Here is a 25,066-nt window from a genome sequence, read left to right as displayed (position 1 = left end):
CCTCGGCCGGGCGGACTTAACCACCAGTTGAGGGCGCGGAGCGCGTTGAGGGCGCGGAGCGCGTGAGTCCAGGGGGCGCCGGGTCAGTCCACACTCTGGAGGATGTGCGGCTCGGCCAGGTCGTCCTCGTACCCGGCGAGCCGGATCGGCGCCGATCTCGCCCAGACTTCCAGGCTGCCCACCTCCGACCGCTCCGTGAACCGCTCGCGGTCCCTGACCAGCGCCTTGTCGCTTTGTGCCTTCTCGGGGGCCACCGCACACTCCCTAGTGTCGGCTGAACCGGATGTGTCGCCAGGTTAACGAGATCCAGAACGCCGTGCGCGTTGATTCCCAAGGAGTGGACAGCCCATCCCGGGTCGCGGCCGGGCGCGCACCGGCGCACACCCGGGGTGCGCCAGCTCACGAGGGGCCGCGGCGCGGGCGGCCGAACGGGTGGCGCGGTACGGCGCACGGTGGTGACCGCCGTACGGCACACGGTGGTGACCGCGGTACGGCACACGGTGGTGACCCGGTATGGTGGCGCGCCTCAGCTCGCGGAGCCCACGTCCTCGGCGAGCGCGTCCCGCTCCAGCCGCTCCTCGCGGTTCTCGGCGGGGGTGTGCAGTGCCGCCTCGGCCGCCTGGGCCCGCTCGGCGTCGGCGAGCAGGGAGTGGCCGGTCGACAGGACGGCCAGGCCGACCAGGACCGCGGCCGCCCCGACGTAGAACGGCACGTGCACGTCGTAGTGCTCGGCCAGCCGGCCGGCGGCATACGGTGCCAGGCCACCGCCGATGAAACGGACGAAGCCGTAGGCGGCGGAGGCCACCGAGCGCTCGACCGGGGCGACGGTCATGACCGCCTGGGTGGTGATGGTGTTGTTCACGCCGATGAACGCGCCGGCCAGGATCACCGCGGCGATCAGCGTGGTCCGGGACGAGGTGAACAACCCGATCACCAGGATGTCCAGGGCGAACAGCGCCAGGTTGAGGTAGAGGGCGCGGGCTGTGCCGAGGCGGGCCTGGAGCCGGGGCGCCACGAAGACGGAGAAGACGGCGACCAGCAGGCCCCAGCCGGTGAAGACATAGCCGAGCTCATGGGTGCCCAGCTCCATCGGGTACGGGGAGTAGCCGAGGACGGTGAAGAAGCCCCAGTTGTAGCAGAGCGCCATCAGGCCCATGGTGAGCAGCCCGCGGTGGCGGAGCGCCTTGAGCGGGTCGAGGAGCGAGGCGCGGCGGGCGGGGGCCGGGGTCGGCTGAACGAGGGCCAGGGTGGCGATCAGCGCGATCGCCATCAGCGCGGCGACGCCGAAGAAGGGCCCGCGCCAGCTGATGCCGCCCAGCTCGCCGCCCAGCAGCGGGCCGACGGCGATGCCGACGCCGAGCGCGGTCTCGTAGAGGATGATCGCCCCGGCGAAGCCTCCGCTCGCCGATCCGACGATCACGGCCAGCGAGGTGGCGATGAACAGCGCGTTACCGAGGCCCCAGTCGGCGCGGAAGCCGACGATGCCGCCGATGCTCCCGGACGCGCCCGCGAGCGCGCTGAACACCACGATGATCGCGAGGCCCGCCACCAGGGTCCGCTTGGCGCCGATGCGGCTGGAGACGAAGCCGGTGACCAGCATGGCGACGGCGGTGACCACCAGGTAGCTGGTGAACAGCAGCGACACCTGGCTGGGCGTGGCGTGCAGCCGGCTGGAGAGGGCGGGCAGGATGGGGTCGACGAGCCCGATGCCCATGAAGGAGATCACGCAGGCGAAGGCCACGGCCCATACGGCCTTCGGCTGCCGGAACGGACTCGGGGTGCCGGCATGAGCGGACAAGGTGTACTCCAGGTCGGAATGCGTTCTCGGAATGCGTTCTGGGAAGCGCTTTCGGGTGCCTTCGGAGGCGCCGGTGCAGGCGCTTCCGGGTGACGAAGCAGGGCGCGGCAGGTCAGAGGTGACGGGCCGTCGAATTCAGGACACGGCAGCACGGCCGCCCGCGGAGGCCACGAGGCGCCGCAGGGCGGGCGCGGCCGAGCCGACCGCGGCGGCGAGCGCCGCCTGGTCCTCCGGCGGAAGCGCGGCCAGCAGATCGGACAGCCGCGCGACACGGTCCCGGCGGCGCTCGGCGAGCAGCCGCCGCCCCGCGTCGGTGATGGACACGAGGACGGCCCGGCCGTCGCCCGGGTCGGCGACCCGGGCCATCAGCCCCTGCTTGACCAGGCGCTGCACCAGCTGGGTCATGGCGGGCTGGCTCACTCCCTCGTCGGCGGCGAGCGAGGTGAGCCGGGTGGGGCCCTCGCGGGCCAGCCGGCCGAGGGCGGAGGCGGCGGTCATGCTGATGTCCCGCTCGGCGAGTTGGCGCACCGCCAGCACCGCCAGCTGCTCCAGGACGTCGGCGATCTCCTCGCGCCGCTCGCGGCCGACCGGGCCTCCGGGCGCTATAGCTGCATCACCCATGCATTCGTTTGTATCACACACCTATATAAATGACGAGCCCGTCACCCCTCCCAGGGCCAGCGGGCGTCGCGGCCGGCCTCCAGGAGCGGGATCACGCGGAAGGCGTGGTCGGTCAGGCCACCGAACGTGTGGCGGTTGCCGCCGCCCGAGGGCATCGCCCCGGCCCGGTAGCCCGCCATGTTCCACATGTAGACCGGCACCTCGGCGGGCACCAGGTCGTCGATGTGCGTCTCGGGCATGCCACCCCACTGGCCGTGGCAGTTCGAGGGCAGCCAGCCGCGGCGGGTCTGCTCGTCGGTGACGATGACGATCCGGTCGTGGCCGGCGTAGTGCTGCTTGACCGCGGAGGGGATGTCCGTGCCGCTGATCCGCCCGAACTCCTCCATCAGCCGCAGCGCGCTGCCGCCCTTGGGCACCTCCAGCCGCCGGCTGGTCATGCCGAACTCGACCAGCGTCGGGGCCGCGGCGCGCACCGCGAGGGCCGCGCCGAACACCGCGGCCTGCTCGGCGAGCGGGATGTCCGAGGTGTTCGGGGTGGAGTACCCGTAGCCGGGGAACATCGAGGGCGACCGGTCGATGAGGATCAGCGTCCGGCCGGGCAGGGCGGGCACATGGGACAGCGAGGCGCTCAGCGCCTTCTCCAGGGCGTGGCCCCAGCGCAGCGAGCGGGTGTGCTTGTACGCGGCCCAGAACCGGAACGGGAACATACGGGAGGTGGCGACCCGCTCCGGGTCGGCGATGCGGGCGGCCACCCGCTCGGCGGCCTCGTCCGAAACACCGGCCTCGTCGAAGTTGCGCAGGTTGCGCACCAGCGCCAGCAGGCCCATGGACGGGATGACCGCTTCCCACGCCGCCTTGTCCATCGGCCCCTGCAACCAGCCGGCCAGCCGCTCCCAGGTGAACCCGGCGCCCGCGAGCCCGCCCGGGGCGGGGATCAGCGAGGGGTCGAGCACATACGCCCGGCGGTCCGCCACCGGGAGCGCGGAGAGCGCGGCGGCGGCCCGCAGCACGGTCAGGCTCCCGGGTATCTCCGTGTCGCGGCCGTGGCGCCGGTCCAGCGCGTGCTTGAACAGGTCGCCCTGCCACGGCTTGTCGGCCGCCGGCCGGGGGTGTACGAGGTCGAGCACATCGCCGAACCGGAAACCCTTGGAAACGGTGTCGTACTTGAGCAGCGACCGCTCGTCGTACAGCCGCCGGACGGCGTCGGCGACACCGCGCTTGACGGGCTTGGGCAGCGCCCGGCCGTACTGTCCGGTCCAGTAGCCGAGCATCTCCCCCGGCTCGTCGGCGCGCCGCAGCACCGAGTCGACGACCTGCCGCGAGTGGCCGGGCGCCCCGGCGTCCAGCCGGGCCCTGACGTACTCGGCGGCGCCCACCAGGGACGCGGTCCGCATGTTGCCCTCGCGGCGGAGCCAGCCCAGCAGCCGGGCGGCCCACTCCGGGTCCTCGACGGCCAGCTTCCGCACGAGTCCGCGGTAGCGGTCGTCGCGGTCGTCGCCCCGCTCGTAGAAGGTGTCGGTGCCCACCAGGTTGGACACGGCGAGGAGGAACAGCTCGCTCCTGTCGTCGCGGACGAATCCGGTCGCGCCCTCGTAGGTGGCCGTCCGCTCCCCGGTGGTGGCGACCGGCGAGGCGGCCGCCCGGCGCACGGCACGGGTGTTGAAGCGAGCCATGAGATTTCCCCCTCGTACCGATCGCGATCACTGTAGCGACCAGGGCCCGGGCCACCGAACGAATTACCGGCCCCGACGGTTGCGCCGCGCCCGGCGGGCCCGGTGGACACCGGGCGCCTCCCCCGCGCGAGCCATGGCCAGGTGCCACCACCGGGGGAAGCGGAATTCGCTCCGCGCAGCGAAGCGGGCGCGCCCCGGCGGATGACAGCTTGGTCCGCGCGGATCCGGTGTGTTCGCGAACGAAAGGGGCGCGTATGTCGATCAAGTCACCTCAGACGATGTCGGAGTGGAAGCAGGAGCCGCGGGGGAAGGCGCGGCCGGACGCGGCGAGGACCAAGGGGGTCGTGGCGTTTCTCGCCCTCTCCTTCGCCGGTACGTGGCTGTGGCTGTGGGTGGCGCGGGGTGTCCTGGGCCTGTCGGCGCTGAACCCGCTGCTGCAGCTGCCGGGTTTCTGCATGCCGGGGATCGCGGCGGTCGTGGTGCGGCGCTGGGTCACCCGGGAGGGGTTCGCCGACGCGGGGCTCGGGCTGCGGCTGAAGCCCGCCTGGCCGTACTATCTCGCCGCCTGGCTCGGCCCGCTCGCGCTGGCCGCGGTGACCATGGCGCTCGCGGCCGTGCTGGGTCTGTGGCACCCGGACCTGTCCCCGCTCGACGGGCTCGCGCCGGGGGTGGGGAGGTGGCCGGCGCTGGTGGCGCTGATGCTCGTCGTCCCGCTGCTCACGCCCGTGTACTGGGGTGAGGAGTTCGGGTGGACCAGCTATCTCCGGCCGCGGCTGTTCGGCGGCCGCCTGGTGCCGTCCGTGGTGGCCACGGGCGTCATCTGGGCGGTGTGGCACTATCCGCTGGCCTTCATCGGCTATGCCGACTTCGCGAACGTGCCGCTCGGCCTGCTGGTGTGGACGGTGTCCTGCCTGTGCCAGGAAGTCGTGCTGGCGTGGCTGTATCTGCGCAGTGGCAGCGTCTGGGTGGCGAGCCTGGCCCACGCCGGGAACAACATGGTCCTCTTCCTGCTCGCCGGCCAGTTGCTCGGCGACGCGGACGACGGCCCGGGCGCCATCGCCACCATGGCCCTGCCGACGGTTCCGGTGGCCGCGCTCGCCGGGTGGCTCGCGTGGCGCTCCCGCCGCCGGGGCGGGCGCCCCCGGTCCCCGCGCCCGCCCGGGGCGGGCGGGAGGCCGTGGCGAAGGGACAGGCATGTCGCCGCACGGGTCGGGTAGCCGTAGGCTCGACCTGTACAGACTCGGCACGGAATCGATTTGAGCACTGCCATGGCGCGACCCGCGAACGATCCATCCTTCATCCCGACCCGCGATTCGTCCGGACTCGCGCCGATCTACGACCAGCTGGTGGCCGAACAGGGCAATGTCCCCGCCGAGGCCCGCCGGCTCGCCGAGGAGGTCCAGCGGGAAGCCGCCCAGGCCCTGGACTGGAGCAGGCTGCACCCCGGCGGCTGACGCGCCCTCGGCCGGGGCGGCCGGCCGGTGGGGCCCGGGGCCGTCGCTAAAGGCGGACGGCGTCCATGGGGACGACGAGGTCGGCCCGGTGGCGGGTGCCCGCCACCAGGTCGGCGTTGCGCTGGTCCGTGCCCAGGGCCCAGGCCACCGCCGCGGCGTGGTCCTTGCCGAACCGCTCGTGGCGGGCCACGAGCCTGCGCACCCGCTCCCCCTCGTCCAGCTCGCAGTACCAGACCTCGTCGAGCCGCGGCCGCACCCGGGCCCAGTCGCCCTCGTCGAGCAGCAGGTAGTTGCCCTCGGTGATGACCAGCCGGGCCGTGCGCGGCACCGGGATGCTGCCCGCGATCGGCTGCTCCAGTTCGCGTTCGAAGCCCGGCGCGTACACCACCTCGTCCTCGTCCTCGCGCAGCCGGCGCAGCAGGGCGGCGTAGCCCGCCGCGTCGAAGGTGTCCGGGGCGCCCTTGCGGTCGCGGCGGCCGAGGCGGTCGAGTTCGGTGTCGGCGAGGTGGAAGCCGTCCATCGGCACATGGGCGACCCGGTCGCCGGCGCCGGCTTCTCCCCGCTCCGCCCGCTCGGCGTCCTCGTGGCCGCGCAGCGCGGTCAGGAGGCTCTCGGCGAGTGTCGACTTGCCGGCTCCGGGACTTCCGGCGATGCCGAGCAGGGCGCGCCGTCCGGGCCGTACCAGCGCGCGGGCGCGGGCGGCGAGTTCGTCGATCGTCATCGGCCGGGGCCGTTCGCGGCGCCGGTCGGCTCGGGCCGGGTCAACGTGGTCACGCACGGTGTTCCTTCACGGGGCAGATCGGTTTCACAGGGCAGATCGGTTGGTGTGGCGGATCAGTCGAGCAGCGCGTCCCGGTGCTGCCAGGCGAGTGCGAGCAGGGCGGCACCGGCGGGCTGCATGGGGTGGGTGGTGGTCAGCCGCTCGGTGTGGTCGGCCCGGAAGGGGATGCCCAGGGAGCGGCCGGTGCCGTCCTCGACACCGACGAGACGCCCTTCGTCGTTGGTCGCGGCCAGTTCCCGGAAGAGCTCGTCGAAGACCTCGGCGTCCAGCACCAGGACGGTGAGCAGGTCGGTGACGAACGTCAGCGGGTCCACGCCGAGGCCCAGCCAGTGGGCCCGGGCCGCGCCGGAGGCGCGCGCCTCGCCCAGGGCCCGGTGGAAGGGCCAGCCGTCGTAGTCGATGGGGGCGGTGTCGCTGCCGTAGTCCTCGTCGGTACCCAAGAGCTCCTCGCTGAGCTCCCGGACGACCGCGCGCCACAGGTCGAAGTCGTTGGCCTCGTTCCACGGGGCGTCGTGGGACGGCTGGAACATGCCGACCGGTGTGACCTGGTAGAGCCCGCCGCCGGTGGCGACCTTGGCGGGATCGCGCCAGTGGAGGACGAACTCGGCGTCGCGGTGGGCCGGGGGGCGGCCGGGGCCGTGGCGCAGCACCAGGGTGGCGATGGCCGCCAGGACCGGGCGGCGCGCCAGGTCGGTCGGGTCGCCGATGAGGGCGCGGAACGGCGTCCGGGCCCGGTCGGGGGGTTGCTCGCCCTCGGGCGGGGCGGCCGCGGCGAACTCGTGCGCGGCGGCCTCGCAGATGTCGATGACGTCGAAGTAGTGGCCTCGGCCGAAGGTGAGCGTGGGTGGGCCGCCGCCGCTCACCCCGAGGAGCCGGTAGCAGGCGCGGTTCTCGAACAGGCGGGGGCGCGCCAGCTCCCGCACCGCCTCGGCGTAGGTGGCGTACGGTGTGCCGTCGTCGCGCAGCGGCCGGATGGGGTCGAGCGCGGCGCTGTGGCCGTCCACCGGGGCCGTGGGGCTGTCGCCGGTCCACACCAGGCGCACCCGCTCCAGCGGGACGGGCCGGTCGGGGATCCACCCCGGGCGGGCGAGCAGCGGGGTGCCGGCCACGCGCAGGTGGGCGGGGAACGCCCGGGCGGCGCGGGCGGTCAGGGCGGACCGCCGCCGGTTGAGGTCCTGACGTACGGAGCACCAGTGGTCGCGCGCCCGGCCGGGCGGGGTGTGTCGCGCTGGTTCGGTGTGGTCGCTGGTCACTTCCCCTCTCTACCCCGGGGCGCGCCGCGTGAGAAGCACCCGGGGTGCCGGGCCCGGCCGGTGGCACGGCCACCGGCCGGGCAGCATGGCGACGCCCCCCGCGCCCCGCCCTGTCCGGCGAGGTGCGAGGGGCGCGGTGTTTCAGAGCCGCCCGACGACCTTGGTGGGAGTGACCCGTACGACGACGCGCTCACCGTCGTTCTCGGAGGCCGGGTTGAACGTGGCGTAGTCCTGGCCCGTGAACTTCAGCGACACCTTGTTGAGCACTTCCTTGTCGCTGTCCGGGGTGACCGTGGCGGTGCCACGGATCTCGGCGTAGACGTACGGGTCGTCCGGGGGGTTGATCATCACGGTTATCCGCGGATCGCGCGCCAGGTTCCTGCCCTGGAGCCGGTCCGCGGTCGTGGAGAACAACAGGTCCTCGCCGTCGCGGATGACCCACACGACCGTCAGGTGGGGGCGTCCGTCGGGAGAGACGGTCGCCACGGTCGCGAAGGCGCGCGATTCGTCGAGGTACTTCTTCAAGCCGTCCGAGAGGCTGGCCGCCACAGTCAGAGCCTTTCCGCAGGGGACAGGGACCCGGCACCCCGGAGGGGGCCGGTCGGAACGTACCATCCGACCGGCCGCGCGGGGGTGCGAAGCCGGGCCCCGGCGGCGGGCCGGCCGCCCGTCACCAGCCCTTGGTCACCCGGTGCTCCTTGAGGGACCCGCAGTTGCTCCCGTAGGTCCAGGTCGACTGGTTGTCGATGCCACCGGCCCAGTCCACGCACTTGCCGCGCCCGTGGACGTACACCGGCCCCGCGTAGGACTTGTACGCGCCGCCGTCCTCCTGCGGCTCGGACCCGTCCGCGTACAGGTACGCGAACATCGGGACCGGCGAGCCCGTGGTGTTCCTGACGGTGACGACGCAGTTGGTGCCCTTGGTGGAGTTGTACGTCAGGTAGACGGTGCCCTTCTGCCCGATCGGGGCGGAGTTCACCACCTTGTAGCCGCTGCCGCAGACCCCGTTGTACGCGGCCTTGACCGTGGCGGCCGAGGCCTGCGGGGCCAGGGCCACGGTGCCCGCGGCGGCGGAGGCCAGGACCGCGGCGGCGGCCATATGACGAGAAAGCTTCATGTATCCCCCTTGTTACCTCTGAACGCTGTTTGCGTCATCTAGGTGACATGCGAGGGAGAAGGATGGTTGTACGGCTCTCGGCCGCCGGAAATGACTTTGCCGATCGGGATGCCGAGGGAGAAGAATGCCGTCCCATGGGACATCTGGAGGCCGCTCATCTCGCCTACTTCCTGCCGGACGGGCGGCTACTGCTCTCGGATGTCTCGTTCCGGGTCGGCGAGGGCACGGTGGCCGCCCTGGTCGGGCCGAACGGGGCGGGGAAGACCACGCTGCTGCGGCTGCTGTCCAAAGAGGCGGAGCCCCATGACGGCACCGTCACGGTCAGCGGCTCGCTGGGCGTGATGCCGCAGTTCATCGGCTCCGTCCGGGACGAGCGGACGGTGCGGGACCTCCTGGTGTCGGTGGCCCAGCCCCGGGTGCGGCAGGCCGCCCGGGCGGTGGACGCCGCGGAACTCGCGATCATGGAGCGGGACGACGAGGCCGCCCAGATGAGCTATGCGCAGGCCCTCAGCGACTGGGCCGAGGCGCGCGGCTACGAGACCGAGACGCTGTGGGACATGTGCACCACGGCCGCGCTCGGCGTGCCGTACGAGAAGGCGCAGTGGCGCGAGGTGCGCACGCTCAGCGGGGGTGAGCAGAAGCGGCTGGTGCTGGAGGCGCTGCTGCGCGGACCCGACGAGGTGCTGCTGCTCGACGAGCCGGACAACTACCTGGACGTGCCGGGCAAGCAGTGGCTGGAGGAGCGGCTCCGCGAGACCCGTAAGACCGTGCTGTTCATCAGCCACGACCGGGAGCTGCTGGCCCGTGCGGCCCAGCGGATCGTGAGCGTCGAGCCGAGCCCGGCGGGCAGCGACGTATGGGTGCACGGCGGTGGTTTCGACACCTACCACGCGGCCCGGGAGGAGCGGTTCGAGCGCTTCGAGGAGCTGCGGCGGCGCTGGGACGAGAAACACGCCCAGCTGAAGCGGCTGGTGCTGGACATGCAGCGGTACGCGGCGCGCAGCGACGAGATGGCCTCGCGCTATCAGGCGGCGAAGACCCGGCTGCGGAAGTTCGAGGAGGCCGGGCCGCCGCCGGAGCCGCCGCGCAAGCAGGAGATCACCATGCGGCTGGCCGGCGGACGCACCGGGGTGCGCGCGCTGACCTGCCGGGGCCTGGAGCTGGAGGGGCTGATGCGCCCCTTCGACCTGGAGGTGTTCTACGGCGAGCGGGTGGCCGTCCTGGGGTCCAACGGCTCCGGGAAGTCCCACTTCCTGCGGCTCCTGGCCGGCGAGAGCGTCGCCCACCGGGGCGAGTGGAAGCTGGGGGCGCGCGTCGTGCCCGGCCACTTCGCGCAGACCCACGCCCATCCGGAGCTCATCGGGCACACGCTGGTCGAGATCCTGTGGACCGAGCACGCCCGGGACCGCGGACGGGCGATGAGCGCCCTGCGGCGGTACGAGCTGGAGCGCCAGGGCGACCAGCCCTTCGACCGGCTCTCGGGCGGCCAGCAGGCCCGGTTCCAGATCCTGCTGCTGGAACTGGCCGGAACGACCGCGCTATTGCTGGACGAACCCACGGACAACCTGGACCTGGAGTCGGCCGAGGCGCTGCAGGAGGGCCTGGAGAGCTACCAGGGCACCGTGCTGGCGGTCACGCACGACCGCTGGTTCGCCCGGTCCTTCGACCGCTTCCTGGTCTTCGGCTCGGACGGCGTGGTGCGGGAGACGTCGGAGCCGGTCTGGGACGAGCGCCGCGTCAACCGGCTCCGCTAGGTTCCGCTAGGTTCCGCTAGGTGGTGTCTCCCCGGTCGCTCCGGGGAGGCATACCGCTATCGCGGGACGTGCACGGTGAAGGCCGCGGTGTGGACCCGGCCCTGGTGCTTGAAGTCCAGGAACAGCCGGTAGGTGCCCGGGCTCGGGGCCATCGCCGTGAAGGAGATGGTCGGGCCGGGCTTCGTGCTGCCGTCCCCGGGCTCGCCGTTGGGGTGGACGTGGAGGTAGGCGAGGTCGCCGGAGCGCAGGGCGACCAGATGTCCGTATGCGCCGAGGTAGGGCTGGAGGTCCCGCACCGGCCTGCCGTGCCTGCTGACGGTCAGGGTCAGCTCCCCGTCCTCGCCCGGGGTCAGGGCGCCGCCCAGCTCCACCTCGTAGCCGCCGACGCTGGCGGTGGTGGCGGGCGCGGGCGGCTCCGCGGGCTCGTACGCTCCGGAGACGCCCAGGTCGGCGCCAAGCGTGAGCCCTTCCCCGCCCTTGGGCGTGAAGTCGGCGAAGACCCGGTAACCGCCGGCCTCGGGCAGTTCCACGGGCGTGGACCAGGTGCCGTCGGCCGCCCGGGTGGGGTGCAGATGGCGGAAGGTCGTCAGGTCGCGTGAGGCGACGATCAGGTGCAACTCCTTCTCGTGCTCCCGGTCATAGGCGGTGACCGGGCGCCCGGTGGTGTCCTGGACGATCGCGAAGCGCAGGTCGGCGCTCTCGCCGGCGGTGAGGCGCGGCGTTTTCAGGTCGAGGGTGTAGCCCCGCTCGGATATCTGCAGCCCTCCGGGCCGGGCGGGCTCGGCTCCTTCGTGACCCTGCTCATGGCCCTGCCCATGGCCCTGCCCATGGCCGCCGCCCCGCTCGGCGGGTGAGGCGTCTGTGTGCTCCTGGTGGGCCGCGCTCGACGGCCCGGGCGCGATCTCCCCGACCCCGCCGCCCACGGCGTAGGCGGTGCCGAAGGTCGCGGCGAGCGCGGCGGTGAATGCGGCGATCCGCAGTCCGGTGTTCATGGCGCACTCCTCGTCTTCTGGCCGCCGTGTCGCGGCCTTCCTGCACGTCAAATTACCCCCTGGGGGTATGAAGTCAAGTCCGCCCCCCACCTTGCGGAGGCATACCGGCAGGGGGTATACAGAAGATATATCCGATACCCCGCCGGGGTATTGCACGTCGATGAGGAGGAAACCCGTGTCGGACTGCTGCACCCCCGACGGAAGCTGCCACACCACCGCCCGCACCACCTACCGGGTCGAGGGCGTCGGCAGCGCCCACTGCCAGGGCGTCGTCACCAAGGCCGTGGGCGCCCTGGACGACGTCAAGGCCGTGGAGGTCGAGATCGGCACCGGCCTGGTGACCGTGACGACCGCCGCCGCGCCCGACGAGGCCTTCGACCAGCTGCTCGCCAAGACCGTCGACGAAGCGGGCTACGGCTTCGCCGGCCGAGTGAGCGCCTGACCCGTCCCGCCCGGGCGGGGCCGCCCGGCCCCGGCCCCGCCCACCCCGTGAGCTGCGAGGAGCACATGACCACCACCACACCCGGCGCCGCCGAAGTCGAACTCGCCATCGGCGGTATGACCTGCGCCTCGTGCGCCGCCCGGATCGAGAAGAAGCTCAACCGCATGGACGGGGTCGAGGCCACCGTCAACTACGCCACCGAGAAGGCGAAGGTCACCTTCCGGGAGGACATCGCCGTCGGCGATCTGATCGCCACCGTCGAGGCCACCGGCTACACCGCGCGCGAGCCCGAGCCGGACCCGGCGCATACCGGGGCGGCGCCCGACCGGGACGCGGCGGGGGACGCGCCCGACGAACTGCGCCCGCTGCGCCAGCGGTTGACCACCGCCGTCCTGCTCGCCGTGCCGGTGGTCGCGATGGCCATGGTCCCGGCCCTGCAGTTCGACTTCTGGCAGTGGCTGTCGCTGACGCTCACGGCCCCCGTGGTGACGTACGCCGCCTGGCCCTTCCACAAGGCGGCCTGGACCAACGCCCGGCACGGCGCGGCCACCATGGACACCCTGATCTCCGTCGGCACGGCCGCGGCGTTCCTGTGGTCGGTGTGGGCCCTGTTCTTCGGCACGGCCGGTACGCCCGGCATGACCCACCCCTTCGAGCTCACCATCGCCCGCACCGACGGCGCCGGGAACATCTATCTGGAGGCCGCGGCCGGGGTCACGGCCTTCATCCTGGCCGGCCGCTACTTCGAGGCCCGGTCGAAGCGCAAGGCGGGCGCGGCGCTCAAGGCGCTCCTGGAACTGGGGGCCAAGGAGGTCACCGTTCTGCGCGGCGGCCGCGAGGAGCTGGTCCCGGTCGGCGAGTTGAAGACCGGCGACCGGTTCCTGGTCCGGCCCGGGGAGAAGATCGCCACCGACGGCACGGTCGTCGAGGGCTCGTCCGCGGTCGACGCCTCCATGCTCACCGGCGAGTCCGTCCCCGTCGAGGTCGGGGTGGGCGACGGCGTGACCGGCGCCACGCTCAACGCCGGCGGCCGCCTGGTCGTCGAGGCCACCCGGGTCGGCGCCGACACCCAACTCGCCCGCATGGCCAAGCTGGTCGAGGACGCGCAGAACGGCAAGGCCGCGGCCCAGCGGCTCGCCGACCGGATCTCCGCGGTGTTCGTGCCGGTCGTCATCGCCCTCGCGCTCGGCACCCTCGGCTTCTGGCTCGGCAACGGCGCGGGCCTGACCGCCGCCTTCACCGCCGCCGTGGCCGTCCTCATCATCGCCTGCCCGTGCGCGCTGGGCCTGGCCACCCCGACCGCCCTCATGGTCGGCACCGGCCGCGGCGCCCAGCTCGGCATCCTCATCAAGGGCCCCGAGGTCCTGGAGAACACCCGCAAGGCGGACACCATCGTCCTGGACAAGACCGGCACCATCACCACCGGACGCATGACCCTGCTCGGCGTCCACACCGCCCGGGGCACAGAGGAGTCGGACGTCCTGCGGCTCGCGGGCGCCCTGGAGCACTCCTCGGAACACCCCATCGCCCAGGCCGTCGCCGCCGGCGCCAAGGCCCGGGTGGGCGCCCTGCCCGCCCCGGAGGACTTCGCCAACCTCGCCGGCCTCGGCGTCCAGGGGGTCGTCGAGGGACACGCCGTCCTGGTCGGCCGCGAGGAGTTGCTGGCCGAATGGGCCATCCCGCTGCCCGCCGAGCTGGCGCGCGCCAAGGCCGAGGCCCAGGCCGCGGGGCGTACGGCCATCGCGGTCGCCTGGGACGGCGAGGCCCGCGCCGTCCTCGAAGTGGCGGACGCCGTCAAGGACACCAGCGCGGAGGCCATCAGGCGGCTGCGCGCCCTCGGCCTCACCCCCATGCTGCTGACCGGGGACAACAAGACCGTCGCCGAGGCGGTCGCCGCGGAGGTCGGCATCGCGCCCGAGCATGTGATCGCCGAGGTCATGCCGCAGGACAAGGTGGACGTGGTGGCGCGCCTCCAGGCCGAGGGTCGCTCGGTGGCGATGGTCGGCGACGGCGTCAACGACGCCGCGGCCCTCGCCCGGGCCGACCTCGGACTGGCGATGGGCACCGGCACCGACGCGGCCATCGAGGCGGGCGATCTGACGCTCGTACGCGGCGACCTGAGGGCGGCGGCGGACGCCATCCGCCTCTCCCGCAGGACCCTGGCCACCATCAGGTCCAATCTCTTCTGGGCCTTCGCCTACAACGTCGCCGCCCTGCCCCTCGCCGCTTCCGGCCTCCTCAACCCGATGATCGCCGGAGCGGCCATGGCCTTCTCCTCGGTCTTCGTGGTCGCCAACAGCCTCCGGCTGCGCGGCTTCACACCGTGGCAGGACAAGGCCTCCGGCCGAGCCGCCGGCTGAGCCACGTCCGTCGGGCCGGCGCCGAGCCCTCGGGCGTCGGCCCGACAGCGCCGTACGCGCGCCGGGCCCCGGCCAGGGCGGGCGAGCCCCCGCCACGGCGGGGGCGCCGTGCACGCCTCGGCCGGAACAGGACGGCATGGCCCTCTCCCCCTTTGACACTCCTGGTAACGCCCGCCGACGATGAACCGGCCCCCTACGAAAGGCCGGTTGACCGTGCCCGTCGCGCCGCCCGACCACCTGCCGGAGAAACTGACCATCTCCCTGTGGGACTTCAGCTGGTACACCCGTACCGGCCCCGGGGAGCCGTTCGCCGATCTGGACCGCGCCTTCGCGGAGGCCGTGGCGCGCGGCTACAACACGGTGCGCGTGTGCGCGATGCCCTTCCTGCTCTTCGGCTCCGGGCTCGACACCGGCAGAATCCGGCTCGGCCCGCTGGGCGGCGGCTACGGACAGCGGACCCGCTGGTACGACGTCGGCGGCCGCACCGAGATCGACGGCCGCGCCCAGCTGCGCGCGCTGCTCGAGGCGGCCCGCCGGCACGACTGCTTCGTCATCCTCTCCAGCTGGGAGTACCAGCAGAGCGCGTCCTTCGGCGGCGACCGGGCCTGGTTCGACGCCCTGATGGCCGTCGACCCCGAGCGGCGCGCCGAGGCCCTCGCCGACGCGCTCGCCGATCTGATCGACTTCCTCGCCGCGCACGGGCTCGACGACCGGATCGCCTTCACCGAGCTGCACAACGAGGTCCAGGGCGGACGGCTCACCGACGGGCTGACCGGCCAGGACACCGTGGTCGCCCTCCGGCCGCGCCTGGAGCGCGGCCTGGCCCGCTTCAGGGCACGCCACCCCGACCGGCCGGTCACGGTCAACTACGCCAAGGTCCCCGTGGGATCGCTGCGCGGCGTCCCGCGCGACCTCGACGTCGCCGTCTTCCACCCGTATGTGTACGGGGTGCTGGACGAGCTGATCGACGTCTTCGCCCTGCGCGACCGGTCCCGGGCCTTCCCACAGGACCTCGCCCGGGAGCGCCTGCTGCGCCCCGACGCGCCGGACCTGGCCGACTGGGCGCCGCCCGCCGAGGACCTGTGGCGTATGGAGGCCACGCTCGTCGGCCGTGAGATCTACGCGCACGACTGGTGCGACCCGGCCAAGTGGGACGCGTGGCTGTACGAGCGGTACGCCGTCCACCGCCTGGCGATGGAACAGCGGCTGGTCACCTGGATCGAGGCCGCCGCCGACTGGGCGGCGGCGGCCGGGGTGCCGCTGGTCTTCGGCGAGGGCTGGATCGGCTACACCCCGCTGCACGGCACCTTCGAGGAGGGTCCGGTCGGAGCCGCGTTCTGCCGCCGCGCGGTGGCCGAGTCCGCCCGGGTCGGGGCCTGGGGCACGGTGGTGTGCTCCAACGCGGCGCCGCACCATCCGATGTGGCGGGACCTCGGCCTCCAGCGGGAGTGCAACGCCCTGCTGCTCGGCTGAGCCGCCCGGTCGCACTGCCCTCGGACACGGTTTTGGATCTCCGTTTACGGGCCACGGACCACCCACGGCGCTAACCTACGTACGCTGTCGTGCACACAACGGGGGTGTCATGAGCGACAACGATCTGCCGGAGCCCGAGGACGACCAGCTCCCCCTGCCGCCCGGCTCCGACACCGGCGGTGTCTTCGCGCCGCCGCCTTTGTCGGCCCTGCCGGGAAAGGCCAATATCTACGATCCCCACGCGCCCGCGCCCAGGCGCCCGCTCGCCCCGGGTGTCCAGGGCCCGGTGCCGCAGAACCTGGCGATCGCCCCCGGTGTGCTGCGCGGGGCGGCGAGCAAGGCGGACGAGGTCTACAACACCCTCCACCAGCAGGCCGCGTCGCTGGAGGAGCCGACCTCCACGGCACTCAAGGGAGTGCACGGCCTTCAGGTGGAGAGCGCGCTGCGGCGGTCGCACAAGCACTGGGAGGACCAGGCCGGCACGGTCACCGCCTGGCTCGCCCACATCTCCGAGAGCCTGCGGGCGGCGGCCGGCATGCATGTGAAGCAGGACGTGGACACCGGGGACTCGTTCGGCCCGGGGAATCTCCCCCGGCTCGACGACCCCGGTCACGGGTATCCGGCCGGCGCCCCGTCCTCCTCCGCGATCTCGAGGTACTGATGGCCACCTTCTACCAGGAGTTCCGATCGGCCGACTTCGGAGGACTGGACACCCTGGCCACGAAGTGGCAGGGGGTCCACGACAAGATCAAGGACTTGGACGACAAGATCCGCGACGAGGTGCTGAAACCCCTGCGGGACAAGGGGTACTGGGAGGGCATGGCCGCTCCGTACGCCTGGACGCAGATCGATGACATCCAGCGTCAGGTGACCGCCGCCGCCACGGTGGCCGACGGGGTGCGCAGGGCCATCGAGGACGGGGCCGGGGAGCTGAGGGCCGCGCAGAAGCGGCTGAACGAGGTGGTGCGGGAGTTCGGCGAACAGGGGATGTACGTCAACCCGGAGAAGGCCCAGGTGGTCCTGGCCGAGGGCTGCACCCCGGAGAACTACGACGCGGACGACGTGAAGAAGGTGAACGCCGCCCAGACCAGGCTCAACACGATCCTCCGGAAGGCCTTCGAGGCCGACCAGAACCTGGCGATCACCTTGATGGACAACGTCGGCCTGGAGCAGTGGTTCAACACCGGAAACGTCCGCACGGACATCAACCACACCAGCGGCATCAGCACCGACCGCTATGACACGCTGGGCCGGGACATGGACGGCCTCGACCCCTTCCCGTCCACCAACCACCTCACGCCGCGCACACTGGCGACCAACTGGGTGGCCGGGACGGGCGACGACCACTACACGTTCTCCCAGCACGACCCGTTCGTCGAGCAGGTGCGCAAGAGCGAGAGCATGGACGGCATCCGGAGCCAGACGCTCGCCGGGTGGCAGGCGGGCAAGGGGGAAGGCAAGCTCGCCTACCAGCTCAAGGACAAATCTCTCGTGGGCACGTTCTTGGAGGACGCGGCCGGCATGTCCGGTCTCGACAATCTGTGGGGCGGCGACACCAACGAGGCGCAGTCCCTGCTCGGCTCCTACAACGTGGACTACGTGGTGAAGGGCACGGACCCGGACGGCAAGCTCGTCGTGCAGTACACGCTGCACAACGACACCGACATGGAGTCGTTCCTGCCCGGATACTCGGGCTGGCAGCAGCGGTTCAACCATGACTCCGGGCCGGCGGCGGACATCAAGGAGACCATGGTCTGGACCGAGCGCCTCGACCCGGCCGACCGCTGACCGACCGCCACGTGACGAACGCTGCGACCCGGTGTTCCGGCAGGAGCCCGGAACACCGGACGGGTCTTGGGGAGATCGCGCGTCAGGTCGGGGCGTCCGCATAGGTGTAGAGGCCCGCCGAGGCGGTGCCGCCGACGGTGGTGACCGCGATGTTGACGGGCCCGGCGACGGGGTGGGGCGGGGCGGTGGCGACGATCGTGGTGTCGGAGAGCGCGGAGAAGGACGCCCCGATGCCGTCGAAGGTGACCGCCTCGGCGGTGGCGAGGCCGGTGCCCTGGAGGGTGACCTGGTTGCCGCCCGAGGTCGGGCCCTGATCGGGACTCGCGCCGGTCAGGGTGGGCGCGTCGACGTAGGTGAAACCGACGCTGTTGGAGGTGCCGCCCGGGGTGACCACGGTCACCGCCACCGGGCCGGGGCCCGCGCCGGCGGGGATGTTGACGGTGAGCGAGGTGTCCGTGCCGGAGACGACGGTGGCCGCGCGGGTGCCGAAGTGGACGGCGCTCGCTCCGGCCAGGTTGAGGCCGGTGAGGGTCGCGGTGCCTCCGCCGCTCGTGGGCCCCTGGTTTCCGCCCACGCCTCCGAAGGGGCTGCTGGTCACGGTGATTCCGGTGAGGACGGGGACCCGGCGGTAGGAGAAGGTCCCGAAGCCGCCGGTGCCACCGGGGGTGGTGACGGTCACCGGGACCGTGCCCTGTCCGGGCGGGGTGGAGACGGTGACGGCGGTGGCGGTGTTGGAGAGGATCGTGGCGGTGGCGGTGCCGAACCGCACGGCGGTGGCGCCGGACAGGTTGTGGCCCCGGATGATCACCACGGTGCCGCCGGCCACCGGCCCGGCACCGGGAATCGTCTGCAGCGGGATCGCGCTGACCGTGTTGTCGATCGAGTTGGTCACGTACAACCGGGCGGAGTCCGGGGTGACCGCGGCTCCGAGCGGTCCGCGGTGGGGATGGTGCCGGTCACCGTGTTGGTCGCGAGGTTGACCACGCTGATGGTGTCGTCGTCGAGATTGGCCACATAGGCAACGGTCCCGTCCGGGCTGACGACCACCGTGCGGGGGGTGTCCACGGGGATCGTGGTGATGACCGCGTTGGTGGCCGTGTCCAGCACGGCGAGGAACTGGGAGCCCGCGGTGCTCACATAGGCACGGGTGCCGTCCGGGCTGAACGCCACGATCACCGGAACGTCACCGACGACCGGCGAGGCGGTGACGGTGTTGGTGGCGGTGTCGATCACGCTGACCGAGCCGTCACCGGTGTTCGCCACATAGGCGCGGGTGCCGTCGGGGGTCACCGCCACTCCGATCGGGCCGGGGCCCACGGGGACGGTGTCGATGACGGTGTTGGCGACGGTGTCCACCACGCTGACGGAGTTGGACTGGTTGTTGGCCACATAGACGCGGGTGCCGTCGGGGCTCACCGCCACCCCGACGGGCAGGGCACCCACGGGTATGTTCGTCAGGACGGTGTTCCCGGCCGTGTCGATCACCGCGAGCTCCCCGGCACCGGCCAGGGTCACATAGGCGCGGGTGCCGTCCGGGGAGACCGCTCCGAGGGTCGGCGCGGCGCCTGTGGGGATGGTGGCGATGACGGTGTTGCTCACCGTGTCGATCACACTGACGGTGTTCGACGCCTGGTTGGAGACGTAGGCCCGCGCCCCGTTCGGGCTCACGGCCACCCCTTCGGGGACCTGGCCCACGGGGATGGTGGTGCCGGCGGCCGCCAGGAGGGCGGCCGCGCGCGGCGCCTGCCTTTCGGCGGCGGGAATCGGCGGGAATTCGAGCAAGGCGGTCATGAGGCGTCCCTGGGGAGAGAGAGTGACAGCATGAGGGAGCTGTTCATTCCGGCCGATTCCCCGCCCATGGAGGCATATAACTTTTACGCCATATGTCTTCTTATACGATCCCGTTGCGTTCCCTGCGCCCCGCTCAGGCCGCGTCGAGTTCGTCGAGCAGGGCGAAGGTGAGGGCGTCCACCGGCCGGGGGTCGGTCGCCGTCTGCTCGCTGTAGGTGTTGACCATCATCACGACCGCCGAGCCGCTCTCCCGGTTGAAGGCCGCGCAGGTGCTGAACCCGCCGGTCCCGCCGTTGTGCCAGGTCATGGTCCGGCCGCCGGACCGGGGGCTGAGGTGCCAGCCGAGACCCACCCGCAGCTGGTCACCGGCCGTGAAGCGGGGCCGCTGGGTCAGCTCGATGGCGGCCCGCAGCGGGGAGCGGGCCGGGTGCAGCTGCGCGCGCAGGTAGCGCACCATGTCGTCGGCGGTGCTGTACATCGAGCTGCCGGCCGCGCTGAGGACATGGTCGTGCCAGTCGGGGACGGGCGCTCCGGCGAGGTGCCCGACCGCCTTGCGGGAGGCCATGTCCGGCCGCAGCGCCGTGGTGGTGTCCCGCAGGCCGAGCGGGGAGGTGACGCGGCGTCGCAGCATGGTGTCCACGGCGTCGAAGGCCAGCGCCTGGCCGAGGAGGCCGAATCCGAGGTTCGAGTACGCGTAGGAGCTGCCCGGCTCGGTGGCCGGGGTGATCTCGCCGAGGCCGGTCGCCAGGTCGTCCAGGGTGTAGTGGGCGTACGGGTCCTCGGGATCGGCGCCGGCGAGCAGGTTCGGCGGCAGCGAAGGCAGGCCGGAGGTGTGGGTGGCCAGGTCGACCATGGTGATCCGGCGCGGCCCCTTGTGCGGGACGGGGAACCGGTCGGGCAGGACGAGCGGCGCGTCGAGCCGGGTGGTGCCCGCGCACACGGCGCGGGCCAGGGCCGTGGCCGTGAGCGTCTTGGTGATCGAGCCGAGCTGGAAGACGGTCCGGCCGTCCGGCGCCGACCCGCCCGGGCCCTCGCCCGCGCCCGCGACATGGGTGCGGGCGCCGTGGACGACCCCGCAGACGGCGCTCGGGCTGCCGGCGTCCAGCGCGCGGTCCAGATACCGCCGCACCAGGGCGGGCAGGCGGCCGCCCGCGGCGGCGGCGGTGTGGCCGGACAGCAGCGGCGCGCCCGTCGCCGCCGTCGCCACGGCGAGAAATTTCCGTCGGTCCATGGGTCATTCCCCCGTCGTCGGGTTTTCTGTCGGGTTTTCTGTCGGCAACACCGCGGCCAGCATGACGAGCAGCGGCACCACCCGGCCCGCGGGGACCCGGTAGTGGCCGCGCCCCTCGGCCTGGAGCCAGCCGGCGGCGGTGAGTTGCTTGAGGTGGTGGTAGAGCTGTCCGGTGGTGTGCAGACCGGCGGACTCCTGGAGCTGTGCCGCGGACCGGGTGCCGTGCAGCGCCGCGCGCAGCAGGGTCAGCCGGGCGGGGTGGCCCAGCGCGGCGTACGAGGCGGCGCCCTGGGACCAGTCGGCGTCCAGCAGACCGTCCGTCACCGCGCCTTGCTGCCATTCGTAGTACTCGCCCGTGGGCAGCTCCAGCGCGCCGGTGAACAGCACCTGCCCGGACCCGGTGAGGCGCCGGCGCAACCCCTCCAGGGCCCAGAACACCTCGTCCCGCGGGGCCCGCGGGGCGCCAGGCTCCGCCTCCAGTCGCGCCACCCGTTCCTCGAGCGCGGCGACCCGTCTCTCCAGCGACTCACCAGCCATAGGCCAGAGATTACGTTATTACGGAATAACGGAGCAACCGAGGAGCACCGTCGCTCGAGCGGCAGGACGGGGTTCGTGGCCCGCAACGCCACCGGTCCCGGCGCCCCGGTGGCGGCCCAGGGCAGCATGTCCCAAGTGCGGATCCCCGATAAAGACGAATGTGGGGACGACGGCGATCGGCCCCTCTCATGTTCCCGGCCGGCCGGTCAACGGTTGCCCTGGGCCATGAAGTTGCCGGCGGCCCTCTTGTGATCCTGCGTGCGCTCGGGAATGCTCGTCAGGGCGTTAAGCGGGAAAGCGGAGCAGTCGTTATTTTCTGCTCCCTGTTCACTTAAGCGAGGTGAAGGGTTCATCATGCTCTCCATCACCAAAGAGTTTCGCTTCTCGGCAAGCCACCAGCTGGATCATTTACGGTCCGGGCATCCGTGCGGCCGACTGCACGGCCATAACTATGTCGTCGTCCTGGAACTGTCCGCGGCGCCGGAAGATCTCTCCCTTCCGGGTTTCGTCCGGGACTACGGTGATCTTTCCGCGTTCCAGAAGTGGGTCGACGAGACGCTGGACCACCGGCATCTCAACGATGTGCTGGACGGTGTGAATCCCTCGGCGGAGAACATCGCGATGTGGCTCCACGAGAGGTGGGTGAAGGAGTTCCCCGAACTCACCGCCGTACGCGTGTCGGAGACACCCAAGACCTGGGCGACCTACCGCCCCTCCCCCGCCCTGGGCGACGCGTCCCTCTGACGGCGGGCCGGAACCCGGCCGGCGGCCGGGACACGAAAGGGGGTGGTGAATGTGGCGGCACCGAAGCTCGTGGTCAACGAGATCTTCGGGCCCACCTAGGGCCGTACAGGGAGAAGGGCCCTCCACGGGCACATCCTGCGCGTTCCTGCGACTGGGCGGCTGCAATCTGGACTGCCGCTGGTGCGACACTCCGTACACCTGGGACTGGAAGGGCCTCTCGGACACCGGGATCCCCTACCGCCCGGCCGAGGAACTGCACGCGATGGACCCGGCCGAGGTGGCCGAGAGGCTGCTGGAGTTCGGCGTCGGGCTGATCGTCGTCTCCGGCGGAGAGCCGCTCAACCAGCGGACCAGACTGGAACCCGTGGTGCGCTCGCTGCGCGGGGCGGGGATCGCGGTGGAGATCGAGACCAATGGGACGGTGGCGCCCGGCGCCACGCTGACCGCGGCCGGAGTCCGGTTCAACGTATCGCCGAAACTCGCTCACTCGGGGGTCGCCGAGGAGCGCAGAATCGTTCCCGAGGTGCTGCGGGAGTTCACCCGGCTCCCCGGGACCGCCTTCAAGTTCGTCTGCGCGACGGCGTCCGACCTGGAAGAGGTGGACGCGCTCGTCGCGCGGCACTCGCTGGAGAACATCTGGATCATGCCGCGCGGGCAGTCGCCGGAGGAGATCGGCGAGGGCATCCGCGCGCTCGCGGACGAGGTCGTCAGGCGGAAGTGGAATCTGTCCGGACGGCTGCACGTGACCATATGGGGCAGCAAACGAGGTGTTTGATGAGCAGTGGAATAGACGAATTGCCGGGCGGCGAGCAGATCGCCCAGAGCACGCCGCTCCGGGATCCCCTGGAAACACTCGCCCGGCAGCTTCTCGTGGAGATCGGTGAGGATCCCGAACGGGAAGGACTGCGCGACACGCCGGCCCGCTACGCGCGTTGGTGGCGCGAGTTCACCCAGTACGTCCCCGGATCGACCGATACGGTCTTCGAGTCCAGCTGCAGCGGCGATCTGGTGGCCGTCTCCGGCATCCAGGTGTGGTCGCTGTGCGAGCACCACCTGTTACCTTTCTCCTGCCGGGTGACCATCGGTTATCTCCCCCGCGGACAGGTGCTGGGCCTCAGCAAGTTCGCCCGGATCGCACACCGGCACGCACACCGGCTGCAGTCGCAGGAGCAGTTCTCCCAGGACGTCGCGGACGACGTCGAGAAGCTCACCGGCTCCCCGGACGTCGCCGTGATCGGCAAGGGCGAGCATCTGTGCATGGCCATGCGCGGCATCCGCACCCCCGCCACCATGACCACGGCGGTGTGGCGCGGCGCGCTCCAGGACAGCGCCCTGCGCACCGAGTTGCTCACCCTCACCAGCGACGCGTTCCGCGGCGCGGGCTCCTGACCGCCTCGCCACCCAGTTGAGAGGAGCACGGATAGCGATGCGCGTGAGTGAACCTCCGCGGACCGGGCTGAGTTTCGACGACGTACTGCTGGTGCCCCAGCGCACCCCGCTGACCAGTCGCCGCCAGGCCGACACCTCCTCCGAGCTGCTGCCGGGCGTCGTCCTGCGCACGCCCGTCATCTCGGCGAACACACAGTGGTGCACGGGCGACCGGATGGCCGTGGCCATGGCCCGCTGCGGGGGCCTGGGCGTGTTGCACCGCATGCAGACCGTGGACCAGCAGCTCGCCCAGCTGGACGCGGTCAAGGCCCACCGGCCCGGGGCCACCGGAGACACGCGGGGCACCGGAGAAGCCGGGGAAGCCGGGGAAGCCGGGGAACCGGAGAAGAGCGGTGCGGATGCCGGGGCGACATGTGCCCGGGACGGCCGGCTGCTGGTGGGCGCCGCGGTGGGGGTCACGGGCGACTGGCGGGAGCGCGCCGAGCGCCTGGTTGAACACGCGGTGGACATCCTCTTCGTGGACGTGGCCCACGGCCACAGTGACCAGGTCGTCGAGGCGGTGGCCAAACTACGGGCCGCCTACCCCGGCCTGCCGCTGGTGGCGGGGAACGTGGCCACGGCCGCGGGAGTGGCGGACCTCGCGGAGGCCGGCGCCGACGTGGTGAAGGTGGGCATCGGCCCCGGCGGGGTGTGTACGACACGGCTGGTCGCCGGGACCGGGGTCCCCCAGCTCACGGCGATCATGGACTGCGCGGCCGCGGCGGCCGAGCGGGGGGTCGGGGTGATCGCGGACGGCGGCATCCGGGAGTCGGGCGACATCGCCAAGTCGCTGGCGGCCGGAGCGCACGCGGTCATGCTGGGCTCCGCGCTGGCGGGGGCCGACGAGAGCGCGGCCACCCCGGTGACCCGGAACGGGCGCGCGTACAAGGTCAGCAACGGCTTCGTCTCGCTGGGCATGAAGCTGACGCTGCGCCACGCGGCCGGCGAGAAGATCACCCGGGAGGAGGTCGACGACTATGTGCCGGAGGGCACCGAGGCGACCTTCCCCGCCAGCGGCCCGGTGGCCAGGACGCTGCGCCGGCTCATGGGCGGGGTGCAGTCGGCGATCAGCTACTCGGGGGCGCGGGACGTGGCGGGCTTCCGGGAGCGCGCCGAGTTCATCCGGGTGACCGCCGCGGGCCGGGCGGAGAACCGCCCGCACGCCCGCGAGCGCTCGGAGCAGATCGACATCGACCACGTCAGCCGGGCGGTGGGCGATGAGTGAGCCCGGCGCCACGACGCGCCCCGCGGTGGCCGGCGAGCGGCCGGGCATGTGGTCCCGGCAGGGGCCCTACCTCCTGGACTGGGCCTCCTTCGGGGAACTGGTCGCGGACATCGCCGCGTGGGTGCGGGAGGACGACTTCCGGCCGGACGCGGTGCTGGCGGTGGCCCGCGGCGGCCTCACCCCGGCCGGTTTTCTCACCTGCGCCCTCGATGTGCCCGTCCAGCACACCATCCGGGTGCGCAGGACCGCCGACGACACCCGTTACGCCGCCAAGCAGGCGCCGGTCGTCGACGTGGGCGCGCCGCTCGCGCTGGGCCCCGGGAACCGGGTGCTGGTGGTGGACGACATCGTCGGCACGGGCGGCACCGCCGATGTGGTGCTGGCCCATCTGGCGGGCGCCGGGGTGGCGCGGGCCGATGTGCGCTTCGCCTCGGTGGTCCGTAACCACCGGTCCGGCTATGTGCCCGACTACTGTCCGGCGGTCATCGACGACTGGATCGTCTTCCCGTGGGAGACCGACCGGGAGAGCACCGCGGACTGCCGGCCGTTCCCCGCCACCTTGCGGACGGGTCGCCGATGACGGCGGGAGGTCCCCCCGGGCCCG

At 72.3% G+C, this 25,066-nt stretch carries 27 protein-coding genes; 13 read left to right on the top strand and 14 right to left on the bottom strand.

Going from position 1 to position 25,066, the window contains the following annotated elements; all coding sequences use genetic code 11:
- Positions 1 to 83: 83 nt before the first annotated feature.
- The 4 genes from ABFY07_RS10240 to ABFY07_RS10225 all read right to left on the bottom strand — a co-directional run bounded on the left by ABFY07_RS10240 (position 84) and on the right by ABFY07_RS10225 (position 4,092).
- Positions 84 to 254, bottom strand: a complete 171-nt coding sequence (locus tag ABFY07_RS10240) for a hypothetical protein (protein ID WP_346174339.1) — start codon at positions 252 to 254, stop codon at positions 84 to 86.
- 272 nt (positions 255 to 526) lie between these two features.
- Positions 527 to 1,798 carry an MFS transporter gene (locus tag ABFY07_RS10235; protein WP_346174173.1) on the bottom strand — a complete coding sequence of 424 codons (1,272 nt, stop codon included), beginning with the start codon at positions 1,796 to 1,798 and terminating at the stop codon, positions 527 to 529.
- 135 nt (positions 1,799 to 1,933) lie between these two features.
- Positions 1,934 to 2,419 carry a MarR family winged helix-turn-helix transcriptional regulator gene (locus tag ABFY07_RS10230; RefSeq protein ID WP_346174172.1) on the bottom strand — a complete coding sequence of 162 codons (486 nt, stop codon included), beginning with the start codon at positions 2,417 to 2,419 and terminating at the stop codon, positions 1,934 to 1,936.
- Between the two features lie 41 nt (positions 2,420 to 2,460).
- Positions 2,461 to 4,092 (bottom strand): TROVE domain-containing protein, encoded by a 1,632-nt coding sequence (locus ABFY07_RS10225; protein ID WP_346174171.1) that lies wholly within the window; start codon positions 4,090 to 4,092, stop codon positions 2,461 to 2,463.
- Positions 4,093 to 4,346: 254 nt separating this feature from the next.
- Here ABFY07_RS10225 and ABFY07_RS10220 point away from each other — a divergent pair, with 254 nt between their 5' ends.
- Positions 4,347 to 5,309, top strand: a complete 963-nt coding sequence (locus ABFY07_RS10220; protein ID WP_346174170.1) for a CPBP family intramembrane glutamic endopeptidase — start codon at positions 4,347 to 4,349, stop codon at positions 5,307 to 5,309.
- 51 nt (positions 5,310 to 5,360) lie between these two features.
- On the top strand, positions 5,361 to 5,546 hold the full coding sequence (locus ABFY07_RS10215) for a hypothetical protein (RefSeq protein WP_076971978.1): 186 nt from the start codon (positions 5,361 to 5,363) through the stop codon (positions 5,544 to 5,546).
- 46 nt (positions 5,547 to 5,592) lie between these two features.
- Here the strand turns inward: ABFY07_RS10215 and ABFY07_RS10210 are convergent, their stop codons facing one another.
- From ABFY07_RS10210 to ABFY07_RS10195, 4 genes are all read right to left on the bottom strand, one after another.
- Positions 5,593 to 6,324 carry a nucleoside/nucleotide kinase family protein gene (locus ABFY07_RS10210; protein ID WP_346174169.1) on the bottom strand — a complete coding sequence of 244 codons (732 nt, stop codon included), beginning with the start codon at positions 6,322 to 6,324 and terminating at the stop codon, positions 5,593 to 5,595.
- A gap of 56 nt (positions 6,325 to 6,380) precedes the next feature.
- Positions 6,381 to 7,580: a hypothetical protein gene (locus ABFY07_RS10205; protein ID WP_346174168.1), complete on the bottom strand. Its 1,200-nt coding sequence runs from the start codon at positions 7,578 to 7,580 to the stop codon at positions 6,381 to 6,383.
- A gap of 141 nt (positions 7,581 to 7,721) precedes the next feature.
- Positions 7,722 to 8,129 carry a PPOX class F420-dependent oxidoreductase gene (locus tag ABFY07_RS10200; protein WP_346174167.1) on the bottom strand — a complete coding sequence of 136 codons (408 nt, stop codon included), beginning with the start codon at positions 8,127 to 8,129 and terminating at the stop codon, positions 7,722 to 7,724.
- Between the two features lie 121 nt (positions 8,130 to 8,250).
- The gene (locus ABFY07_RS10195; RefSeq protein ID WP_346174166.1) at positions 8,251 to 8,697 is read right to left on the bottom strand and encodes a spore-associated protein A; all 447 of its coding nucleotides are present in this window, start codon (positions 8,695 to 8,697) and stop codon (positions 8,251 to 8,253) included.
- A gap of 134 nt (positions 8,698 to 8,831) precedes the next feature.
- Between ABFY07_RS10195 and ABFY07_RS10190 the strand changes: the two genes are divergently transcribed.
- Positions 8,832 to 10,451, top strand: a complete 1,620-nt coding sequence (locus ABFY07_RS10190; RefSeq protein WP_346174165.1) for an ATP-binding cassette domain-containing protein — start codon at positions 8,832 to 8,834, stop codon at positions 10,449 to 10,451.
- A gap of 56 nt (positions 10,452 to 10,507) precedes the next feature.
- Here ABFY07_RS10190 and ABFY07_RS10185 read toward each other — a convergent pair whose 3' ends face one another.
- Positions 10,508 to 11,443, bottom strand: a complete 936-nt coding sequence (locus ABFY07_RS10185) for a hypothetical protein (protein WP_346174164.1) — start codon at positions 11,441 to 11,443, stop codon at positions 10,508 to 10,510.
- 175 nt (positions 11,444 to 11,618) lie between these two features.
- Here ABFY07_RS10185 and ABFY07_RS10180 point away from each other — a divergent pair, with 175 nt between their 5' ends.
- The 5 genes from ABFY07_RS10180 to ABFY07_RS10160 all read left to right on the top strand — a co-directional run bounded on the left by ABFY07_RS10180 (position 11,619) and on the right by ABFY07_RS10160 (position 17,506).
- Positions 11,619 to 11,885, top strand: a complete 267-nt coding sequence (locus ABFY07_RS10180) for a heavy-metal-associated domain-containing protein (protein ID WP_346174163.1) — start codon at positions 11,619 to 11,621, stop codon at positions 11,883 to 11,885.
- Between the two features lie 65 nt (positions 11,886 to 11,950).
- Positions 11,951 to 14,245 (top strand): heavy metal translocating P-type ATPase, encoded by a 2,295-nt coding sequence (locus ABFY07_RS10175; RefSeq protein WP_346174162.1) that lies wholly within the window; start codon positions 11,951 to 11,953, stop codon positions 14,243 to 14,245.
- A gap of 213 nt (positions 14,246 to 14,458) precedes the next feature.
- Positions 14,459 to 15,718 carry a cellulase-like family protein gene (locus ABFY07_RS10170; RefSeq protein ID WP_346174328.1) on the top strand — a complete coding sequence of 420 codons (1,260 nt, stop codon included), beginning with the start codon at positions 14,459 to 14,461 and terminating at the stop codon, positions 15,716 to 15,718.
- A 109-nt stretch (positions 15,719 to 15,827) separates the two neighbouring features.
- Positions 15,828 to 16,379 (top strand): type VII secretion target, encoded by a 552-nt coding sequence (locus ABFY07_RS10165; RefSeq protein WP_346174161.1) that lies wholly within the window; start codon positions 15,828 to 15,830, stop codon positions 16,377 to 16,379.
- The gene (locus ABFY07_RS10160; RefSeq protein ID WP_346174160.1) at positions 16,379 to 17,506 is read left to right on the top strand and encodes a hypothetical protein; all 1,128 of its coding nucleotides are present in this window, start codon (positions 16,379 to 16,381) and stop codon (positions 17,504 to 17,506) included. Before ABFY07_RS10165 ends, ABFY07_RS10160 begins: the two co-directional genes overlap by 1 nt.
- Before the next feature lie 82 nt (positions 17,507 to 17,588).
- Here ABFY07_RS10160 and ABFY07_RS10155 read toward each other — a convergent pair whose 3' ends face one another.
- From ABFY07_RS10155 to ABFY07_RS10135, 5 genes are all read right to left on the bottom strand, one after another.
- On the bottom strand, positions 17,589 to 18,398 hold the full coding sequence (locus ABFY07_RS10155; protein WP_346174159.1) for an IPT/TIG domain-containing protein: 810 nt from the start codon (positions 18,396 to 18,398) through the stop codon (positions 17,589 to 17,591).
- A complete protein-coding gene (locus tag ABFY07_RS10150; protein WP_346174158.1) occupies positions 18,395 to 19,297 on the bottom strand; it encodes a beta-propeller fold lactonase family protein in 903 nt (300 codons plus the stop codon). The genes ABFY07_RS10155 and ABFY07_RS10150 overlap by 4 nt, the downstream gene beginning before the upstream one ends.
- Positions 19,298 to 19,430: 133 nt before the next feature.
- Positions 19,431 to 20,528, bottom strand: a complete 1,098-nt coding sequence (locus ABFY07_RS10145) for a serine hydrolase domain-containing protein (RefSeq protein WP_346174157.1) — start codon at positions 20,526 to 20,528, stop codon at positions 19,431 to 19,433.
- A 3-nt stretch (positions 20,529 to 20,531) separates the two neighbouring features.
- Entirely contained in the window at positions 20,532 to 21,065 is a 534-nt protein-coding gene (locus tag ABFY07_RS10140; RefSeq protein WP_346174156.1) for an ArsR/SmtB family transcription factor, read from the bottom strand.
- A gap of 206 nt (positions 21,066 to 21,271) precedes the next feature.
- Positions 21,272 to 21,430 carry a hypothetical protein gene (locus ABFY07_RS10135; protein WP_346174155.1) on the bottom strand — a complete coding sequence of 53 codons (159 nt, stop codon included), beginning with the start codon at positions 21,428 to 21,430 and terminating at the stop codon, positions 21,272 to 21,274.
- Between ABFY07_RS10135 and ABFY07_RS10130 the strand changes: the two genes are divergently transcribed.
- From ABFY07_RS10130 to ABFY07_RS10110, 5 genes are read left to right on the top strand one after another with little or no spacing between them, the layout of a single operon-like run.
- Complete coding sequence (locus ABFY07_RS10130; protein WP_346174154.1) at positions 21,420 to 21,809, top strand: 6-pyruvoyl trahydropterin synthase family protein; 390 nt, start codon at positions 21,420 to 21,422, stop codon at positions 21,807 to 21,809. The genes ABFY07_RS10135 and ABFY07_RS10130 overlap by 11 nt on opposite strands.
- 49 nt (positions 21,810 to 21,858) lie before the next feature.
- Positions 21,859 to 22,584 (top strand): 7-carboxy-7-deazaguanine synthase QueE, encoded by a 726-nt coding sequence (locus ABFY07_RS10125; RefSeq protein ID WP_346174153.1) that lies wholly within the window; start codon positions 21,859 to 21,861, stop codon positions 22,582 to 22,584.
- Positions 22,584 to 23,198 carry a GTP cyclohydrolase I gene (gene folE, locus ABFY07_RS10120; RefSeq protein ID WP_346174152.1) on the top strand — a complete coding sequence of 205 codons (615 nt, stop codon included), beginning with the start codon at positions 22,584 to 22,586 and terminating at the stop codon, positions 23,196 to 23,198. Before ABFY07_RS10125 ends, folE begins: the two co-directional genes overlap by 1 nt.
- A gap of 37 nt (positions 23,199 to 23,235) precedes the next feature.
- Positions 23,236 to 24,462, top strand: a complete 1,227-nt coding sequence (guaB, locus tag ABFY07_RS10115; protein ID WP_346174151.1) for an IMP dehydrogenase — start codon at positions 23,236 to 23,238, stop codon at positions 24,460 to 24,462.
- On the top strand, positions 24,455 to 25,042 hold the full coding sequence (locus ABFY07_RS10110) for a phosphoribosyltransferase (RefSeq protein ID WP_346174150.1): 588 nt from the start codon (positions 24,455 to 24,457) through the stop codon (positions 25,040 to 25,042). The genes guaB and ABFY07_RS10110 overlap by 8 nt, the downstream gene beginning before the upstream one ends.
- The last annotated feature ends 24 nt before the right edge of the window (positions 25,043 to 25,066 follow it).

Source organism: Streptomyces sparsogenes subsp. cuspidosporus, from assembly GCF_039532705.1.
GTDB lineage: Bacteria > Actinomycetota > Actinomycetes > Streptomycetales > Streptomycetaceae > Streptomyces > Streptomyces sparsogenes.
The sequence above is the reverse complement of the archived record's forward strand: the minus strand, read 5'-3'. Positions and strand labels throughout refer to the sequence as shown.

Bases quoted from the DNA above. Each gene is read 5' to 3' on its own strand.
- ABFY07_RS10185 (WP_346174164.1), bottom strand. From the start codon at position 11,443: ATGAACACCGGACTGCGGATCGCCGCATTCACCGCCGCGCTCGCCGCG.
- ABFY07_RS10135 (WP_346174155.1), bottom strand. From the start codon at position 21,430: ATGGAGAGCATGATGAACCCTTCACCTCGCTTAAGTGAACAGGGAGCA.
- guaB (WP_346174151.1), top strand. From the start codon at position 23,236: ATGCGCGTGAGTGAACCTCCGCGGACCGGGCTGAGTTTCGACGACGTA.
- ABFY07_RS10195 (WP_346174166.1), bottom strand. From the start codon at position 8,697: ATGAAGCTTTCTCGTCATATGGCCGCCGCCGCGGTCCTGGCCTCCGCC.
- ABFY07_RS10175 (WP_346174162.1), top strand. From the start codon at position 11,951: ATGACCACCACCACACCCGGCGCCGCCGAAGTCGAACTCGCCATCGGC.
- ABFY07_RS10230 (WP_346174172.1), bottom strand. From the start codon at position 2,419: ATGGGTGATGCAGCTATAGCGCCCGGAGGCCCGGTCGGCCGCGAGCGG.
- ABFY07_RS10130 (WP_346174154.1), top strand. From the start codon at position 21,420: ATGCTCTCCATCACCAAAGAGTTTCGCTTCTCGGCAAGCCACCAGCTG.
- ABFY07_RS10150 (WP_346174158.1), bottom strand. From the start codon at position 19,297: ATGACCGCCTTGCTCGAATTCCCGCCGATTCCCGCCGCCGAAAGGCAG.
- ABFY07_RS10220 (WP_346174170.1), top strand. From the start codon at position 4,347: ATGTCGATCAAGTCACCTCAGACGATGTCGGAGTGGAAGCAGGAGCCG.
- ABFY07_RS10110 (WP_346174150.1), top strand. From the start codon at position 24,455: ATGAGTGAGCCCGGCGCCACGACGCGCCCCGCGGTGGCCGGCGAGCGG.
- ABFY07_RS10215 (WP_076971978.1), top strand. From the start codon at position 5,361: ATGGCGCGACCCGCGAACGATCCATCCTTCATCCCGACCCGCGATTCG.
- ABFY07_RS10140 (WP_346174156.1), bottom strand. From the start codon at position 21,065: ATGGCTGGTGAGTCGCTGGAGAGACGGGTCGCCGCGCTCGAGGAACGG.
- ABFY07_RS10165 (WP_346174161.1), top strand. From the start codon at position 15,828: ATGAGCGACAACGATCTGCCGGAGCCCGAGGACGACCAGCTCCCCCTG.
- ABFY07_RS10145 (WP_346174157.1), bottom strand. From the start codon at position 20,528: ATGGACCGACGGAAATTTCTCGCCGTGGCGACGGCGGCGACGGGCGCG.
- ABFY07_RS10160 (WP_346174160.1), top strand. From the start codon at position 16,379: ATGGCCACCTTCTACCAGGAGTTCCGATCGGCCGACTTCGGAGGACTG.
- ABFY07_RS10190 (WP_346174165.1), top strand. From the start codon at position 8,832: ATGGGACATCTGGAGGCCGCTCATCTCGCCTACTTCCTGCCGGACGGG.
- ABFY07_RS10225 (WP_346174171.1), bottom strand. From the start codon at position 4,092: ATGGCTCGCTTCAACACCCGTGCCGTGCGCCGGGCGGCCGCCTCGCCG.
- folE (WP_346174152.1), top strand. From the start codon at position 22,584: ATGAGCAGTGGAATAGACGAATTGCCGGGCGGCGAGCAGATCGCCCAG.
- ABFY07_RS10125 (WP_346174153.1), top strand. From the start codon at position 21,859: ATGTGGCGGCACCGAAGCTCGTGGTCAACGAGATCTTCGGGCCCACCT.